The organism is Kitasatospora sp. NPDC002522 (assembly GCF_053595195.1).
Map to the genome: position 1 here is coordinate 32,561 of NZ_JBSFXE010000045.1, position 16,325 is coordinate 48,885.

The following is a 16,325-nucleotide window of genomic DNA, read 5'->3' on the forward strand; positions in this document are numbered from 1 at the left end:
TGGTTCGCGAGTCAAACACCGGTAAAGGCCGGGCGTTCCGACATTCCTGACGGCCAATCAAGAATTAACCTCGCTGCAATCCCGGGTGTTCCCGGAAATCCGCACGCAGCATTTTGGAAGAAGCGCCCCCTCGGCCCCGCAAACAGAATCGGTGCGTCCCGAAAGTCCCACACGCCGGAGGGAACCGCCCATGACCGAGGTCGTCTCCACCCCGCCGCGCAGCGAGGTCCTCACGACCCGCGCGCCGCGCCGCCGCGCCTTACTGGTCGTCGGCAGCGCGGTGGCCGCGCTGCTGCTCGCCTACGCCTGGTCCGCGAAGCTCGTGGACACCGAGATCGGGGTGAACACCGCCAACACCCTGCTCGGCCACGACGCGCACAAGACGCCGATCTCCGGCATCGCCGCCGGAGTGGTGTTCGCCCTGGTCTCCGGCCTGGCCGGCTCCTTCACCGCCTGCAACATCGCGGTGTTCGGCGCCGTCGGCCAGCTGGTCGGCGAGGCCGGGACCCGCCGCGAGCGGCTGCTGGTGGTGCTGCGCCCGCTCGGCTGGATGGCCGCCGGCATGCTCCCGGTCTCCGCGCTGTACGGCGCGCTGGTCGGCATCGTCGGCACCCGGATGCCGCAGTTCGCGACCGCCGCCGCGGCCCCCGGCACCATCTCGCCGCGCACCGCCCAGTCGATGATCGCCTTCGGCCTGATCGGCCTGGCCATGACGGTCCTCGGCCTGGCCGCCGCCGGGGTCGTCCCCGACCCGCTCGGCCCGCTCACCCGCCGTTTCCCGAACGCCCGCATGGTGGTCCTCGGCGCCCTGGTCGGCGGCTTCCTGATCGGCCGCCCGTACCCGCTCTTCCGGGACCTGTTCCGGCACGCCGCCAACACCCACAACCCGGGCTACGGCGCGCTCGCCTTCGTCCTCCAGTCGGTGGGCAACATGCTGGTGATGGCCGCGCTCGCGCTGCTGCTCTCGCTGCTCCTCGGCGAGCGCCTGCGCCGCTGGGTCGCCGCCAAGCCGAGCCGGGCCGCCGCCCTCACCGCGGTCGCCTTCATCGTCGCCGGGGTCTTCACCATCATCTACTGGGACATCAAGGTGCTCGGCCGCCTCGGCTACCTCTGGTTCCCCACCGCCCCCTGGAACGCCTGACCCCACGTCAGCCGGCGGACCCCCGCACACCCGCGGGGCCCGCCGCGCGTCTAGACGACCGCGGCCCGGCGCTTGCCGCGCTGGCGGCGCGGGTACGGGAAGAGCCGCGGCGAGCGCTTGGCGGCCACGTCCTCCGCCCAGCCGAAGGTCACCACCAGCAGGACGAGCAGCGGGATCGCCGCCAGCAGCGTGAACCAGGGGCTGGTCAGCAGCCACTGGAGGTGGTCGTAGAAGAACGGCACGCTCCACAGCGGGTCGATCAGCGGGACGGCGGCCACCAGCGCGGTCTGGTGCCAGAGGTAGACGCTGACGGCACGTGAGTTGAGCAGGCTGACCAGGCCGTTCCAGCGTTCCAGCGGCGCCGGCCACTGCTCCCACGACGGGCTGATGTGCAGCAGCAGGGCGACGAAGCCGAAGGACCACACGGCCTGGGCGATCGGCCAGGACTCGATGTCGGTCGCCTGGGCCGGATCGACCGGCCGGGTCTGCAGGTACCAGAAGCCCGCCACCATGACCAGCGGTGCGAGGGACGGCAGGACGTACTGCGGGATCCTCTTGAGCAGCCCTTCCTGGTGGGCCATGCCGAGGATCCAGCAGGAGCCGAAGGTGGCGAAGTCGTTGGCGGTCTCCCAGACCCGGCCGTAGATGAACTCCTGGTCGGCGAAGAACCCGTTCATCACGATCACCATCGCCAGCGGCGCGAGCAGCGTGACCACCGGGAAGCGCCGCAGCGCCCACAGCATCAGCGGCGAGAGCAGCACGTACCAGAGGTAGGCCCGGAGGTACCACAGCGGCACGATGACCTGCGCGGCCCAGCCGGCGTCCACGTGGTGCTGGAAGCCGTGCAGCTGTTCGGCGAACGGCGGGGTGCTCAGCGGCAGGAACCAGAACACCAGCTTGCCCCACCACCAGGCGGGGTGGCCCTCGGAGTTCGGACCCCAGCCGTCGCGTATCTGGAGCGCCAGCATGATGGCGCCGAACAGCCACATCGGCGGCAGCAGTCGGCGCAGTCGGCCGCGGATCACGCCGAGGGCGGGGCGGCTGAGCGAGCGGGTCATCAGCGAGCCCGCCAGCGCGAACATCACGCCCATCGACGGGAAGACGATGGGCAGCCAGAACCAGGCGAAGTTGTGGTAAAGGATCACGCGGACCAGGGCCAGTGCGCGCAGCAGGTCGAGGTAGCGGTCGCGGCCGCCCTTGCGCTTCGGCGCCTCCTCGGCCTGCTCAAGCAGCACGGCCGGGATCCGCAGCTGCATGGTGTCCTGGCTGAGCCCGGAGTCGGTGGATGTGGTCACGGTCAGGCCTCCACGGGTGCGGCGACCTCGCCGGTGCGCCGGAGCTTCTGCCAGCGCAGCCGCCCACCGGTCAGCGCCGTGATCGTGGACTGCAGGAGGACGATGTACATCAGCTGCCGGTAGACCAGTTGCTGGATCGGCAGGCTGATCAGGTGCCAGGGCTTCTCGCGGTCGAGCCGGAAGGCGTACCAGGACAGCGCGCCCTGGAGCAGGATGAAGCCGCCCCAGCTGGTGAGGGTGATCGGGGCGTCCGCGAACAGCACGCCGTACAGCAGGAACATGTCGACCAGCGGCGCCAGCAGCGGGGCGACCACGCCGAACAGCACGACGAGCGGCATCCCGAGCCGGCCGAAGCGTCCGGCCGGGCCGCGGGAGGTCACCGCGCCGCGGTGCTTCCACAGCGCCTGCATGGAGCCGTAGCTCCAGCGGTACCGCTGGGACCAGAGCTGCTGGAGGCTGGCGGGGGCCTCGGTCCAGGCGCGCGCGTGCTCGGCGTAGACGATCCGCCAACCGTCGCAGAGCACCGCGATGGTGATGTCGGTGTCCTCGGCGAGGGTGTCGTCGCTCATCCCGCCGACGTGCTCCAGGGCCTCCTTGCGGAAGGCGCCGACCGCGCCGGGGATGGTCGGGATGACGTTGAGCATGTCGTACATCCGGCGGTCCAGGTTGTGGCCGAGGACGTACTCGATGTGCTGCCAGGCGCCGATCAGGCTGTCCCGGTTGCCGACCTTGGCGTTGCCCGCGACCGCGCCGATCCTCGGGTCGCCGAACGGCTGGACCAGCTCGCGCACGGTGGAGGGCTCGAAGACGGTGTCGCCGTCCATCATCACGATGATCTCGTGCGAGGCGGCCGCGATGCCGGTGTTGAGCGCGCTGGACTTGCCGCCGTTGACCTTGCGGATCAGCCGGACGAACGGCATCGCCATCTCCTCGACGATGTCCGCGGTGCCGTCCGTGGAGCCGTCGTCGATGACGATGACCTCGATCGGATAGTCGCTGGCGGCCAGCGAGTTGAGGGTGTTGGCGATGCACTCGCGCTCGTTGTAGGCCGGGACCAGCACGGTGACCGGCTCGGTGATCGGCGGCCCCCAGGCGTCGCGCCGCTTGGCGCGGCGGGCGTGCAGCGGCGCGAGGACCAGCATCAGCGCGAACCGGCCGAAGTTGAGGAAGCCGACGACGGCCAGCATCCCGACCAGGACCGGCAGGGTCAGCACGGAGAACTTGCTGGCCCAGATGAAGCCCTTGCCCGCCCACAGCTGGAAGCCGTGCACCGGGACGTTGGCGTCGGTGGCGCCGAGCGCGTCGGAGATGGTGGTGAAGCGGTAGCCCTCGCCCTGCAGCTTGGTGATGATCTGTTCGAGCGCGGTGATGGTCTCGGAGCGGTCGCCACCGGCGTCGTGCAGCAGGATCAGCTCGCCCGCGCCGGGCGTGCTGGGCAGCGCGGCCTTGACGATCTCGTCGACACCGGGCTTCTTCCAGTCGTCGGTGTCCTTGTCGATGAACGCGGTGAGGTAGCCGTGCGCGCCCACGTACTTGATGACCGGGTAGTTCCAGTCGTCCAGCGCCGAGGCGTCGGAGGAGTACGGCGGGCGGAACAGCGCGCTGTGGATGCCGGCGACGCCGGCCAGCGCCAGCTGCGTCTGCGCGAGCTCCCAGCTGATCCGGGCGTGCGACTGGTACGCCAGGTCGGGGTGGGTGAAGGTGTGCACGCCGATCTCGTGGCCGCCCGCGACGATCTGCCGGATCAGCTCCGGGTTGCGGGTGGTCATCGCACCGGTCACGAAGAAGTCCGCTTGGATGTCGTGGGCGGCGAGCACCTGGAGGATCTTCGGCGTCCAGTCCGGCGAGGGGCCGTCGTCGAAGCTCAGCACCACGGTCTTCTCGGGGATGCCGTAGCTCACCGGGTGCGCGTTCTTGGAGCCGCGCGCGTCGATGATCGGCCCGCCCTTGAGCAGGTTCTGCGGAACCGTGTCCTTGTCCACCGAGATCGCGATCCGGGTGTCGTGGAACACCTCGTTGGTGGCGAGGCCGCGCAGCACGAGCAGCGCGAGCAGGCAGGCCAGCAGCGACAGCGGCATGAAGAAGCGCAGCGGCGGGGCGGCCAGTCGGCGCGGCCTCAGCAGGGACTGCCGGCGGCGCTGGTGGCGGGACAATGACGCTCCTGGAGATGGGTGGTGCGGACGATCAGGGGTGCTTGCTGGCCTGGCCCGAAGGCGTCGCCGCGTGCGAGGTGGTGGTCGTGGACTTCGCCGTGGCGCCGGAGGTCTTCGCCGAGGGCGTCGCGGAGCGCGTGCCCGTCCGGGGCGAGGACGACGAGGAGGGCGAGGCGGAGGGGGACGGCGACGGCGTGGGTGAGGGCGAGGTGACGGGCGAGCGCGAGGGCTGCACGGGTATGCCCATCGCGGGGGCGTCCGCCTGCACACCGACCAGGCTGCTGCCCATGGCCACCGCGAGGATGGCGCCGGTTACCGAGACCGGCCAGCCCAGGCCGCGCAGCAGCCGGCCGCGCATTCCCGACCGGGAGACGAACACGGGTGTGGGGGCGGGCTCCTCGAAGGAGGCGGGCTCCTCGAAGTCCGACTCGAACATGTCAGGCTGGGCCTGGTGCGCCGATCCGCGTTCGGTGGGGGTGATGACGTTTCGCACCTTGCGAGGCCTTTCAGTGCAGGGTACGTGGACCGCGGAAGCGTAGGGCGCACGCTACGGCACCGGCCTGAAGCGAATGTGACCCGATGTCTGCTTTTGGCCTGATCTGTTCGGGTGTCGTAATCGGATTGGAATACCGGGGCAGGTGTACCCACCCGTAAGCGTGCACGCACGGTTGTCATGCCTGGTCGATGCGGGTCCGGCGGGGCCGGGGCGCAGCACCGCGCGCACCCCTGGGCGGGGGCGGTGGGGCTTGCACGCTTCGTTAGGATGACCCCCCATCTGATCGTCATACGGTCAGTCATCCATTGATCTTCGTGCCACGGGCGGCTCCGGGTACCGCCTCCGCCGCCCCAAGGAGTTCGTGTGAGCCAGCCCCGCCGCACCCGTCGTCACCGCGCGTGGAGCGTGCTCACGCTGCCGACCCTCGCGTGCCTCCTCGCCGCGTGCTCCGGCAGCCCGTCGTCCGACGGGGGTGACACCGCGTCAGCGAAGGGGGCGCCCGCGAAGGGCGCGGCCTCCCCCAGCGCCTCGCCGACGCCGACCGGCCCGCCCGGGACCCTGTTCGACAACTTCCACTACAGCGGCGCCGACGACCCGTCACTCACCGCGCACGGCTGGCAGGTCCGCGAGGGCGGGGGCGGCCCCGGCATCAAGGACACCTGGTCCTCGGCCGGCGCCGGCTTCCCCGCCGACGCCACCGCCCAGGGCGGCCGGGTCCTGCAGCTGCAGGCCTCCACCGACGGCACTCCCAAGGGCACCCGGCAGACCGAGATCCAGAGCACCGGCGCCACCCTCTTCAACGGCACCTTCGCTGCCCGGGTCTATCTCAGCGACAAGCCCGCGAGCGGCCGGAACGGCGACCATGTCGCCCAGTCGTACTTCCCGATCTCCCCCTCGGACTCCTCGCCGAACTACAGCGAGCTCGACTACGAGTACTACCCGAACGGCGGCTGGGGCACGCCCGGCCCGCAGCTCGACACCACCAGCTGGTTCAAGGCCGACCCCGCGGACCGGGTCACCCACCCGCTCAAGCAGCGCCTCGAGGGCTGGCACCTCATGATGATCACCGCCCAGGACGGGAAGGTCACCTACACCCTGGACGGCAAGGAGCTGTCCACCAGCACCGGCAAGTACACCCTGCGGGAGAAGGTGGACGTCCACTTCAGCAACTGGTTCATCGACCTCCCCTCGAGCATCAGCGGCCAGCGCACCTGGAACCTGAAGGTCAACTGGTTCTACTACAAGGCCGACGAGGCGCTCTCCCAGGCGGACGTCCAGAAGACGGTCGACGGCTTCTACAGCGCCGGCACGAACTACGTGAACACCGTCCCGAAGTCCTGACCCCGCCACCAGCCCCGCGGGCCCACCCGCGCAGCGCGCTCTCCACCAGGGCGACGGCGGGCAGGACTCCTCGCTACCCGGTGCACCCCGAGCCGCTGCACCGGATCGTCCACCGAGGCGCCCTCGTTCTCGAACCCGGCCCCGCCCGCCCGCGCCACGGCGGGTGACCCACGCCACGCGAACTCCTGGGTGGAACGTGTTCTAGCATGACGGGCGTGACCGATGCCCCCCTCCCGCAGGACCCCTCCGACACCGGGCCGGACGGCTTCGCCGAGCTCCTCGGCATCGAGGAACTGGAGGAGAACCTGTTCCGGGGCCGCTGCCACGCCGGTGCGCCGCTGCGCGCGTTCGGCGGGCAGGTGGCGGCGCAGGCGCTGACCTCCGCGGGGCGGACCGTGGAGGAGGCCCGCCGGGTGCACAGCCTGCACGGCTACTTCCTGCGCCCGGGCGACCCGCGGCGGCCGATCGTCTACCAGGTCGACCGGGTGCGCACCGGGGCCTCGTACGCGACCCGGCGGGTGACGGCGGTGCAGCGCGGCGAGGCGATCTTCACCATGTCGGCGTCGTTCAAGCGGCCGGAGCCCTCGGGCCAGCGCCAGCGCACCATGCCGCCGGTGCCGGGCCCGGAGGAGCTGCCGGACCCGTTCCTGGCCTGGGAGCGGGACGCCCCGGAGGAGTTCGCCAAGGCCGCGATCTTCCGCGCCCTGCAGATGCGCTTCGTGCCGGCCGACGCCCCGGGGATGCCGCCCGAAGTGCCGGGCGTCCCCCAGCAGTTCGTCTGGCTGCGGACGGGCACCGAGCTGCCCGGCGCGGACCCGCTGCTGCAGACCTGCGCGCTGACCTACCTCTCCGACCTGACGCTGGCCTCCACCACCGCGCTGCACCTGCAGCCGCACCGGGTGCACCGGGTCGAGGAGTCCCGGGTGGCACTGGCCTCGCTGGACCACGCGATGTGGTTCCACCGCCCGTTCCGCGCCGACGAGTGGCTGCTGTTCGCCCAGCGCAGCCCGTCCGCCTCGGACGGCCGGGGCCTGGCGATGGGCGAGTTCTACGACCGGGACGGCCAGTTGGTGGCCTCGGCGGTGCAGGAGACGCTGCTGCGCGAGCTGCGCCCGACCGACCGCTGAGGGCCGCCGGTTCCTGAGGGGTGTTCAGCCGGCCCTCGTCGGCGTCATACCGCGGCGAGGACCCGCCACGTATCATGGTTCGGGTGACCAAGGTTGACCTGTCACCTCGTCCGGTGGAGGCGATGTCCCCCCGTCAGCTCGAACGCCGCGGCTCGCTCCTGTCCGCCGCCCTGGCCCTGGTGACCGAGATCGGCGTGGAACGGCTCCAGATGAAACAGGTGTCGGAGCGTTCGGGAGTCGCGCTCGGCACCGCCTACCGGTACTTCTCGTCCAAGGACCACCTGCTGGCCGCGGCCATAGCGGACTGGCACCGGCTGCTGCTGGCCGACCTGGTCGGCGAGGTGGGGGCGGCCCGCAGCGCCTCGCCCACCGAGCGGGCGGTGCGCTTCGTGCGGCGCGGCATGCGGGCCTACCAGCGGCAGCCCGAACTGGCCCGGCTGCGGGTCGCGGTGGCGACCTCCACCGACCCCTTCGCCAGCGAGGCGCTGCAGGGCCTGGCCCGGGCGGACCGGGCGGCACTGCACGCGGTGATGCCGGAGGTCCCGCCGGCCTCCGCCGAGCTGGTGCGGCACATGGTGGGCCACGCCTGGCAGGGCGAGCTGACGGCCTGGGTGACCGGCCGCACCACGCTGGACGACGCCCGCAGCCGGCTGGAGGAGATGGTCCGGCTGGTGCTCACCCCGTACGAACCGCAGGAGGCGCCCGCCTGAGCCTGCGCACACTCACGATCACGGTCGCCACCTGCGGCGATCCGGTGGTGCCGGTTCCGATGCTGAGATCCCGTCCAGACTTCACCCGCGTTTCGCGACCGCGTAACACCCCGCTGGAATGCTCGGGGACATGAACGCCCGTCCCGTCCTCTCCGTACCCGCGTCGCGCTTCCCCCTGCCGAAGCTGCACCGCCGGATACTGGCCTGCGCCGCCGTCGCGGCCTCCATCGCCCTGGGCAGCCTGGGCGTCGGCGCCACCGTGGAGACGGTCCGGGACCATCGGCCGGCGGTCGCCGCGGCGGCCGCGAGCGGCCGTTGAGCGGACGGGTGGTGGGCGCCGGGGGCCCGGCCGATACTGAGGGTAACCGGCCCGAAGGGAGTCCCACCATGGAGACCGGCACCGTGAAGTGGTTCAACATCCACCACGCCTACGGCTACATCACCCCCGACTCGGGCGGCCCCGAGGTCGCCGTCTACTACGACTCCGTCCTCGCCGACAGCGAGGACCGCATCCTGCACCAGGGCCAGCGGGTGCAGTACCAGGAGACCGTGCAGGAGTTCCGGCCGGTCGCCGAGCAGGTCCGCCCGCTGTGACGCGTCCCGGCGCGGCTCACACCGACTGACGGTCCCGTCCCCGCCCCGGTGCGGGGACGGTCTGCGTCGCGGGCCGGGAGTGCCGGCCGGAGCCGGGGGCGGGCTGGAGTTCGGCCTGCGGGGCGTACCGGGCGGCGGGGGCCCGCAGCACCCAGGCGCGGCCGGCGGGCGCCGCCAGGCCCATCCGGTGCAGCAGGTCGAGCGCGTCCCGGCGGAAGGCGGCCAGGTCGGCGAGGTACCCGGCGTCCCAGCCGGCCCGCAGGCCGTAGTCGTCGGTGATGTCGCCGAGGGCGCCGTCTATCAGCGCGTCGGGGATCAGCACGGCGGGCGGGGCGGTGTCGGCGGTGACCGGGCGGAGCTCCTCGACCAGCCGTTCGGCGAGCAGCAGGGCGGCCTGGGCGAGGGTGCCGGGGCCGGGCAGCGCGAGGTCGGTGAGCTCGTCGGCGGGGTCGAGCAGGGCGACGCCCTCGGCGCGTATCTCGGCGGTCAGGCCGAGGAAGCCGGCGAACCGTTCCGTCTCGGCCCGCCGGGCGCCGTCCAGGTGGGCGCGTTCGGCGGGGGCCAGGTCGTCGAGCAGCACCACCGGGGTCTCGGCGAGCAGCCGGCGCACCGTCAGCTCCGGCCCGGCGGGCGGCAGCCCGGGGCCGTCGAGCATCTGGGCGGCCAGGTCGCGTCCCTCCTGCCCGGCGGGCAGCCGCCAGTCGGCGAGCACGGCGCGCACCTCGGGCCGTTCGGGCTCGGCGCTGTCGCCGTCGGCCAGGGCGGCGAGGGCGGTGACCAGCTCGGCGTAGCCGTCGGGGGTGAGGCCCGGGAGTCCGCGGCCGGGAATGTCCGCTTTGTGCAGCCGGGCGTGGGCGGGGCCGAGGGTGAGCCGGTAGCCGAGCAGGGTGTGGAACTGCTCGGCGAGCGCCTCGGCGTGACGGCGGATCAGCGGCAGCGCGGCGCCGTGCGGGCCGTCGGCGGTGACCAGCGGGTGGGCGAGCAGCAGCCGGGCGGCGGTGCGCCGTTCGGCGGCCGCGGTGCGGTCGCCGCCGCCGGGCGGGAGTTCGGGCTTGCGGTGGCGCCCGCCGCCGGTGGGGGCGGCGGCCGGGGCCGCGGGGGCCTCGCGTCGGACCCGGCGGTAGCCGAGCGGCCGGAACAGCGGGGAGGTGGCGTGGTGGACGCTCGGCCCGTGCCACCAGCTGGTGCCGGGCGCGGGTTCGGCCTGCTCCGGGGCGCCGCCGAGGTGCCGGGCGCCGTACAGCCCGAACCGGGCGGCGAACAGCCGCTGCGCGTCGGCGGGTTCGGCGGCCGCGAACCGCTGCGCCAGTTCCGTCCGGGCACGGCGGAGCTGCTCGTACGCACCGTCAGCGGGTGCGCCGACGCGCACAGGGGCAGCGAGTCGTCCCGCCCCGCCCGTGCGCCCGATCCCCGTGCCCCCGGCCGCGGTGGCGGCGCGGGCGGCTGCTTCGTGCCGCTCCATGTCGCCCCCAAGAGTAGACGGCATACCGAGTGCTACGCGCCGGTAACCACCTCTTCCGCTGGTCGCCGCCGTCCCCTATGGTCTGGGCATGCCTCACCTGCCCGACGTCGTGCTCTGGTCGATACCCGCCTTCGTCCTGCTCACCGTCCTGGAGCTGGTGTCCTTCCGCCTGCACCCGGACGAGGACGAGCAGGGATACGCCGCCAAGGACACCGCGACCAGCCTGACCATGGGTCTGGGCTCGCTGCTGTTCGACGCGGGTTGGAAGATCCCGATCGTGGCGATCTACTCGTTCCTGTACGAGTTGACGCCGCTTCGGGTGCCGGTGCTGTGGTGGACGGTGCCGCTGATGCTGCTCGCCCAGGACTTCTTCTACTACTGGTCGCACCGTGGCCACCACGTGATCCGGATCCTCTGGGCCTGCCACGTGGTGCACCACTCCAGCCGGCACTACAACCTCTCCACCGCGCTGCGCCAGCCCTGGACCAGCGCCACCAGCTGGGTCTTCTACCTGCCGATGATCCTGGCGGGCGTGCACCCGGCGGCGCTGGCGTTCTGCTCCTCGGCCAACCTGGTCTACCAGTTCTGGATCCACACCGAGCGGATCGGCACGCTGCCCCGGCCGATCGAGTACGTGTTCAACACGCCCTCCCACCACCGGGTCCACCACGCCTCGCAGGGCGGCTACCTGGACCGCAACTTCGGCGGCATCCTGATCGTCTTCGACCGGATGTTCGGCAGCTTCGCCGCGGAGGCCGAGCGCCCGGTGTACGGCCTGACCAAGAACATCGGCACCTTCAACCCGCTGAAGGTCGCCACCCACGAGTACCTGTCGATCGCCCGGGACGTCCGCACCGCCACCACCTGGGGCGACCGGCTTCGCCACCTGGCCAAGGGCCCGGGCTGGCAGCCCGCCCCGGCCGCCGACCGCACCGCCGACCGTCCCGCCGCCGGCCCGGAGGGCGCAGCCGCATGACCACCACCGTCCGCGACCCGCGCACCGCGCGGGCCCTGCTGATCGCCTTCGCCGCCGTCTCGGTCGTGCACCTGCTGGCGATCCTCGTCCACCTGACGCTGCTGCAGAACCTCACCAAGCCGCTGCTGATGCCGCTGCTCGCCGCCTGGGTGTGGGCCGGCGCGGCCGCCGCGCCCCGGCTGCTGATCCCCGCGCTGCTGTTCGGCGCGGGCGGCGACATCCTGCTGCAGTTCGGCACCACCCCCGCCTTCCTCGCCGGGATGGGCTCCTTCGCGCTCGGCCACCTCTGCTACGTGACCATGTTCGTGAGGCTCGGCGCGTTCGCCGACCGCCGCCGCGCGCTGCTCACCGCCGCCGGGTACGCGGTCGCCTGGGGGGTGCTGATCAGTCAGCTCTGGCCGGACCTCGGCGACCTGCAGATCGCGGTGGCCGGCTACAGCCTGCTGCTGACCGCCACCGCGGTGAGCTCCGCGGGCATCAACGGGCGGGCCGGCCTCGGCGGGGCGCTGTTCCTGCTCTCCGACACCCTGATCGCCACCGACCTGGCCCACTGGAAGCACCTTCCCGGGCACGGCTTCCTGGTGATGGCCACCTACCTCGCTGGCCAGTACCTGCTCACCACCGGCACCCTGGCCCGCACCGCCGCCGCCACCGCCCCGGCCGGAGCCGCGGTGGCCACCGCCTGACGCGCCGACCGGCCGCAGGCCCCCGCGCACGTGCTGAAGGGCGGCACCCGAGGCTCGGGTGCCGCCCTTCTCGTGCGGCCGCGGGGACGGGCGGCCGGCTTCGTACGGTGGGCGCGTACGGGTGCCGGTCAGGACGTCCCGCCGGCCGCGCCCCCGCGCCGCCGCAGCAGCCAGAAGCCGCCGACACCGGCCGTGACCAGTGCCGCGCCGGCGCCGAGCTGCCGGGCGTCGACGCCGACCGAGCCGCCGAGACCGGTCTCCACCGCGCCGTGCGGGGTCTTGGCGCCCTCCCACTCGGCACTGCCGCCGGTGGCGGCCGCCGCGATGGCGACCGCGCCGACGAAGCCGTCGCCGTTGGGGCACTTGCCGTCGATGCCCCACGAGGAGTCCGTGGTGGTCCGCTTGGCGGCCGCGCTGACCATCTCCTGTTCGGAGATCACCGTCGCGGTGCCGGAGTACTTGCCGTCGGGGCCGACGCTGAGCGTGGTCGAGCCGCCGGCGAAGGCCGCCGAGGTCGCGGTGACGGTCTTCACCGAGCTGGTCTCGCAGGTCACGCTCACCGAGACCGACTGTCCGGGCTGCGCCTGGGCCGGGCTCACCCAGGCGGGTTCGCCGCCCTTGGCGGACGCGGGGGCGGTGCCGGCCAGGCCGAACAGGACGGTGGTGCCGAGCAGAGCGGCGGCGGCCGTGCGCGTTGGGCGCATGCCGTACCTCCAGGGGGTCGGGTCGGGGTAGCGGCAGGCGCTGGCGCCCCGTGGTCGTTCCGCTACCCTCGGTTTCCGACCAGGCTAGGCAGTGCCCCCGTGACCGGCGAACCCGCGAGGCCGTTCGGGTCCGGTCGATGCTCCGGACCCGAACGGCCTCGCCCGTCACTCGTTGCGCGCGGTCTCCGGCCCGGTGATCCGGCGCAGCAGCGGCAGCGTCGCCGCGATGATCCCGAGCGCCGCGGCCAGCCCCGCGACCACCGTCAGGTAGTAGCCCGCGCCGGGGGCGTGCAGCGTGTACTTCAGCTGCGAGCGCAGGAACAGGTCGGCGGCCAGGAAGCCGATGCCGATCGCCACCGCCGACACCAGCAGCAGCGGCACCGCCGACTCCAGCGCCACCACCCCGCGCAGCAGCGGCAGCGGCACCCCGGTCAGCCGCAGCAGGCTGAACGGCCGCTTGCGCTCGCTCAGCCCGCCGGCCACGCTCACCGCCAGGCTGCACCCCGCGATCGGGAAGGTCGCCAGGATCACCACGTTCGCCAGCTGCTGGTAGCCCCTCAGCTCACTGGTCATCATCGTCCGCGACTCGGAGAGCGTCGCGGCCTGCCGGATCGCCGGGTACGCGCTGTCCACCATGGTCCTGGCCTGCTCCACCGCGGCGGGCGAGCCGTCGGTGTCCACCACCACGTTGACCACCGGCAGCGCCGCCAGCTGCTCCACCGTGTACGGCGCGGCGGGCCACTGCCGGGCGCTCAGGTCCTCCCAGCCGGACCACATCACCGGCACGTACGCGCTCTGTGCGCCGGGCTCGCAGTGGCCGTACACCCGGACGGCGTCCAGGCTGCGGCAGTCCACCGCCTCGCTGGCGAAGCGGTCGTAGTCGGCGATCGGCACCGGCTCCGCGAGGGGGTGGACCAGCAGGACCTCCCGCACACCCGGCACGGCGTGCAGCCGATCGGTCAGTCCGGGCAGGGCGGGCGCGCCGGTGCGCGCCGGGCGGCCGTGGTCGTCGTAGCCGCCGGAGAGGTCGTTCAGCATCAGGTTGTCGAACTGCGGGCCGCCGTGCGGGACGCCGCGCTCATCGCTCAACGTGGTGATGATCCCGACCGTCGCGGTGGTCACCAGCAGCGCCAGCACCAGCCCGCTCACCGCACGGAACGCCGCCGTCGGGTTGTCGGCCAGCCGCCGGACCGCGATCAGCGGCGCCGGGCGCTGGGCCCGGCCGGCCAGCAGCCCGGCGCCCACCTTGGTCAGCCACGGGCCGCTCAGCACCACGCCCAGCATGATCAGCAGGAACGCCGACAGGTACGCCTTGATCTGCCCGGGCACCGTCTCCGGGTGCCGCACCAGGAAGAACACCAGCTCCCCCAGCCCCGCCGCCAGCGGCAGCACCCGCCACGCCCGCGGCGGCTTCGGCGTCACCTGCCGGCTCACCCCCAGCGGGGAGATCCGCACCCGGCGCAGCGCGATCCGCGCGGCGACCGCGGCGGCGACCGGGACGCCGAGGCAGACGGCCAGCAGTTGAGGGACCGTCAGCGTCAGGTCGTCCGGGTAGAACGCCGCGCCGGTCAGCGCCATCCCGGCGACCGGGCCGCGCAGCAGCAGGTACGGCAGGAAGCCGAACAGCACTCCTGCCACCGCGGCGACCGTCGACTCCACCGCCGCCACGGCCGAGACCTGCCGGGGCGTCGCGCCGACCAGCCGCATCGCGGCGAAGCGGCGCTCGCGCTGAGTGGCCGTCAGGCGGGTGGCCGTGCCGATCAGGATCAGCACCGGGAACACCAGCGCGCCGGTCGCCACCGTCAGGATCAGGTCCACGCCGTTGGCCTTGAGGCCCACCACGCAGTCCGCGCACTCGTCGGGCGAGGTGTCGGCGATCCGCGACACCTGCCGGGCGCCCGGCAGTGCCGCCATCTCCGCCGGTGTCCGCCCGACCAGGGCCACCAGGCTGTCGGGCGCGGGCAGTGCCGCCGGCCCGAGGATCCCGACCCGGTGGCCCGGGAACCGGTCGCCGAGCTGCGCGGGCGGTGTCGTGTCCACCAGCCGCGCCAGCGCGGGCGACAGGTAGTACTCCCCCGCGCCGGGCATCCGCGACACCCCGGGCGAGACCGGTCCGCCCTCGGCGGTGACGGCGACGTCGACCCGGCCGATCTCCTCCCCGTGGAAGGTGTCCCGCCTGGTCAGCCACCAGAGCGACCGCGCGTCGTTCCCGGTGGCCGACGCACCGTCAGCTCCGGCGTGGCCGTCTGCGCCCAACCCGGTGTTGAACCAGGCGTAGCGGGCGTTCTGGGTGTGCACGGCGTTGACCGCGGCGAGGGTGGTGAGCAGCAGGCCGACGCCGAGGGAGATCGCGGCGGCGGTGATCAGCAGTCGCGCCAGCGCCTCGCGGCCGCCGCTGACGGTGAGTCGGAGGCTGAGTCGGATCATGAGGCGATCCGGCCGGAGAGCGAGGTGGCGCGGCCGTCGCGGACGATGGCCTCGCGGTCGGCGTAGGCGGCGATCCGGGCCTCGTGGGTGACCAGGACGACGGTGGTGCCCTGCGCCCGGGCGGAGTCGACGAGCAGGTCCATCACGTGTTCGCCGGTCAGCGAGTCGAGTGCGCCGGTGGGCTCGTCGGCGAACAGCACGCGCGGCTCGGCGACGAGCCCGCGGGCCAGCGCGACGCGCTGTGCCTGGCCGCCGGACAGCTCGCCGGAGCGGCGGGCCTCCAGCCCGTCCAGGCCGAGCCGGGGGAACCAGGCGCGGGCCCGCTGGAGCGCGGCGTTGCGTCGGACGCCGCCCAGCAGCAGCGGCAGCGCGACGTTCTCCTCGGCGGTCAACTCCGGTACCAGTTGGCCGAACTGGAAGACGAAGCCGAAGGAGTCGCGGCGCAGCGCGCTGCGTTCCTGCTCGCCGAGCCGGTCGATCCGGCGGCCGTCGAAGAGGACCTCGCCGCCGTCGGGGGTGAGGATGCCGGCCAGGCAGTGCAGCAGGGTGGACTTGCCGGAGCCGCTGGGGCCCATCACGGCGAGGATCTCGCCGGCGTCGACGACCAGGTCGGCGCCGCGCAGGGCGGGGGTGTTGCCGAAGGAGAGGGTGACGGAGCGGGCTTCGAGCAGGGCGGGGCCGGTGGTCATCGGCGGGTCACCTCCGCGGCGAGGGCGTCGAGTCGGGCGGTGGTCAGGTCGATCCAGCGCAGGTCGGATTCCAGGTGGAACAGGCCGTGGTCGGCGAGCAGCGCGTCGACCAGGCTGCCGGCCCGCTTGATCTCGGTGAGTTCGCGCATCCGCTGCAGGTGCGCGCTGCGCTGGGTGTCCAGGTACGCCTCGGCGTTGCGGCCGAGCATCAGGGCCAGCACGACCTTGCTGAACAGCACGGTCTGCAGGTGCGGTTCGGCGGCGACCGGCTCGGTCAGCCACTCCTCGAACTCGGTGGCTCCGGCGTCGGTGATCACGTACCGCTTGCGGTCCGGCCCGTCCCCGGCCTCCGGTTCCCCGACCACCACCTTCCCGTCCCGGGCGAGCCGCCCGAGCGTCGCGTACACCTGCCCGAAGGGGAGCGGTTTGCCGCGGCTGAAGAAGGCGTCGTAGTCGCGCTTGAGGTCATAGCCGTGGCTCGGCTCACGTTCGAGCAGGCCCAGCAGGGTGAGAGGAACGCTCAT

16 protein-coding genes are annotated in these 16,325 nt (G+C 73.0%); 8 read left to right on the top strand and 8 right to left on the bottom strand.

The features are described 5' to 3' along the window. Nucleotides 1–190 precede the first annotated feature (190 nt). The gene (locus ACWD4U_RS29335) at nucleotides 191–1,141 is read left to right on the top strand and encodes a hypothetical protein (RefSeq protein ID WP_363448724.1); all 951 of its coding nucleotides are present in this window, start codon (nucleotides 191–193) and stop codon (nucleotides 1,139–1,141) included. A 50-nt stretch (nucleotides 1,142–1,191) separates the two neighbouring features. Here the strand turns inward: ACWD4U_RS29335 and ACWD4U_RS29340 are convergent, their stop codons facing one another. From ACWD4U_RS29340 to ACWD4U_RS29350, 3 genes are all read right to left on the bottom strand, one after another. After that, a complete protein-coding gene (locus tag ACWD4U_RS29340) occupies nucleotides 1,192–2,436 on the bottom strand; it encodes an acyltransferase family protein (protein WP_363448723.1) in 1,245 nt (414 codons plus the stop codon). Nucleotides 2,437–2,438: 2 nt separating this feature from the next. Further along, complete coding sequence (locus ACWD4U_RS29345) at nucleotides 2,439–4,514, bottom strand: bifunctional polysaccharide deacetylase/glycosyltransferase family 2 protein (RefSeq protein ID WP_363449317.1); 2,076 nt, start codon at nucleotides 4,512–4,514, stop codon at nucleotides 2,439–2,441. Between the two features lie 106 nt (nucleotides 4,515–4,620). Further along, nucleotides 4,621–5,082: a hypothetical protein gene (locus ACWD4U_RS29350; RefSeq protein WP_363448721.1), complete on the bottom strand. Its 462-nt coding sequence runs from the start codon at nucleotides 5,080–5,082 to the stop codon at nucleotides 4,621–4,623. A gap of 366 nt (nucleotides 5,083–5,448) precedes the next feature. Between ACWD4U_RS29350 and ACWD4U_RS29355 the strand changes: the two genes are divergently transcribed. The 5 genes from ACWD4U_RS29355 (at nucleotide 5,449) to ACWD4U_RS29375 (ending at nucleotide 8,857) form a co-directional block, all read left to right on the top strand. Continuing rightward, the gene (locus tag ACWD4U_RS29355) at nucleotides 5,449–6,426 is read left to right on the top strand and encodes a glycoside hydrolase family 16 protein (RefSeq protein ID WP_363448719.1); all 978 of its coding nucleotides are present in this window, start codon (nucleotides 5,449–5,451) and stop codon (nucleotides 6,424–6,426) included. Nucleotides 6,427–6,641: 215 nt separating this feature from the next. Then, entirely contained in the window at nucleotides 6,642–7,553 is a 912-nt protein-coding gene (locus ACWD4U_RS29360) for an acyl-CoA thioesterase (protein WP_363448717.1), read from the top strand. A gap of 83 nt (nucleotides 7,554–7,636) precedes the next feature. Further along, on the top strand, nucleotides 7,637–8,263 hold the full coding sequence (locus tag ACWD4U_RS29365; RefSeq protein WP_363448715.1) for a TetR/AcrR family transcriptional regulator: 627 nt from the start codon (nucleotides 7,637–7,639) through the stop codon (nucleotides 8,261–8,263). Between the two features lie 130 nt (nucleotides 8,264–8,393). Beyond that, nucleotides 8,394–8,582: a hypothetical protein gene (locus tag ACWD4U_RS29370; protein WP_363448713.1), complete on the top strand. Its 189-nt coding sequence runs from the start codon at nucleotides 8,394–8,396 to the stop codon at nucleotides 8,580–8,582. 68 nt (nucleotides 8,583–8,650) lie between these two features. Continuing rightward, complete coding sequence (locus ACWD4U_RS29375) at nucleotides 8,651–8,857, top strand: cold-shock protein (protein ID WP_363448711.1); 207 nt, start codon at nucleotides 8,651–8,653, stop codon at nucleotides 8,855–8,857. A gap of 16 nt (nucleotides 8,858–8,873) precedes the next feature. Here the strand turns inward: ACWD4U_RS29375 and ACWD4U_RS29380 are convergent, their stop codons facing one another. Then, complete coding sequence (locus tag ACWD4U_RS29380) at nucleotides 8,874–10,226, bottom strand: DUF2398 family protein (protein WP_363448709.1); 1,353 nt, start codon at nucleotides 10,224–10,226, stop codon at nucleotides 8,874–8,876. Nucleotides 10,227–10,407: 181 nt separating this feature from the next. Here ACWD4U_RS29380 and ACWD4U_RS29385 point away from each other — a divergent pair, with 181 nt between their 5' ends. Further along, nucleotides 10,408–11,295, top strand: coding sequence for a sterol desaturase family protein (locus ACWD4U_RS29385; RefSeq protein ID WP_363448707.1), 888 nt, complete (start codon nucleotides 10,408–10,410; stop codon nucleotides 11,293–11,295). Then, a complete protein-coding gene (locus tag ACWD4U_RS29390) occupies nucleotides 11,292–11,981 on the top strand; it encodes a lysoplasmalogenase (protein WP_363448705.1) in 690 nt (229 codons plus the stop codon). The genes ACWD4U_RS29385 and ACWD4U_RS29390 overlap by 4 nt, the downstream gene beginning before the upstream one ends. A gap of 128 nt (nucleotides 11,982–12,109) precedes the next feature. Here ACWD4U_RS29390 and ACWD4U_RS29395 read toward each other — a convergent pair whose 3' ends face one another. The 4 genes from ACWD4U_RS29395 to ACWD4U_RS29410 all read right to left on the bottom strand — a co-directional run bounded on the left by ACWD4U_RS29395 (nucleotide 12,110) and on the right by ACWD4U_RS29410 (nucleotide 16,325). After that, nucleotides 12,110–12,685, bottom strand: a complete 576-nt coding sequence (locus ACWD4U_RS29395) for a hypothetical protein (RefSeq protein ID WP_363448703.1) — start codon at nucleotides 12,683–12,685, stop codon at nucleotides 12,110–12,112. 165 nt (nucleotides 12,686–12,850) lie between these two features. Next, entirely contained in the window at nucleotides 12,851–15,112 is a 2,262-nt protein-coding gene (locus ACWD4U_RS29400) for an FtsX-like permease family protein (RefSeq protein ID WP_363448701.1), read from the bottom strand. After that, a complete protein-coding gene (locus tag ACWD4U_RS29405; protein ID WP_363448699.1) occupies nucleotides 15,109–15,801 on the bottom strand; it encodes an ABC transporter ATP-binding protein in 693 nt (230 codons plus the stop codon). The genes ACWD4U_RS29400 and ACWD4U_RS29405 overlap by 4 nt, the downstream gene beginning before the upstream one ends. Then, complete coding sequence (locus tag ACWD4U_RS29410) at nucleotides 15,798–16,325, bottom strand: PadR family transcriptional regulator (protein WP_363448697.1); 528 nt, start codon at nucleotides 16,323–16,325, stop codon at nucleotides 15,798–15,800. The genes ACWD4U_RS29405 and ACWD4U_RS29410 overlap by 4 nt, the downstream gene beginning before the upstream one ends.

Excerpts from the sequence above, each read along its gene's own strand:
- ACWD4U_RS29370 (WP_363448713.1), top strand. The coding sequence starts at position 8,394 with ATGAACGCCCGTCCCGTCCTCTCCGTACCCGCGTCGCGCTTCCCCCTG.
- ACWD4U_RS29405 (WP_363448699.1), bottom strand. The coding sequence starts at position 15,801 with ATGACCACCGGCCCCGCCCTGCTCGAAGCCCGCTCCGTCACCCTCTCC.
- ACWD4U_RS29395 (WP_363448703.1), bottom strand. The coding sequence starts at position 12,685 with ATGCGCCCAACGCGCACGGCCGCCGCCGCTCTGCTCGGCACCACCGTC.
- ACWD4U_RS29335 (WP_363448724.1), top strand. The coding sequence starts at position 191 with ATGACCGAGGTCGTCTCCACCCCGCCGCGCAGCGAGGTCCTCACGACC.
- ACWD4U_RS29410 (WP_363448697.1), bottom strand. The coding sequence starts at position 16,325 with ATGAGCGTTCCTCTCACCCTGCTGGGCCTGCTCGAACGTGAGCCGAGC.
- ACWD4U_RS29400 (WP_363448701.1), bottom strand. The coding sequence starts at position 15,112 with ATGATCCGACTCAGCCTCCGACTCACCGTCAGCGGCGGCCGCGAGGCG.
- ACWD4U_RS29345 (WP_363449317.1), bottom strand. The coding sequence starts at position 4,514 with ATGCCGCTGTCGCTGCTGGCCTGCCTGCTCGCGCTGCTCGTGCTGCGC.
- ACWD4U_RS29375 (WP_363448711.1), top strand. The coding sequence starts at position 8,651 with ATGGAGACCGGCACCGTGAAGTGGTTCAACATCCACCACGCCTACGGC.
- ACWD4U_RS29385 (WP_363448707.1), top strand. The coding sequence starts at position 10,408 with ATGCCTCACCTGCCCGACGTCGTGCTCTGGTCGATACCCGCCTTCGTC.
- ACWD4U_RS29390 (WP_363448705.1), top strand. The coding sequence starts at position 11,292 with ATGACCACCACCGTCCGCGACCCGCGCACCGCGCGGGCCCTGCTGATC.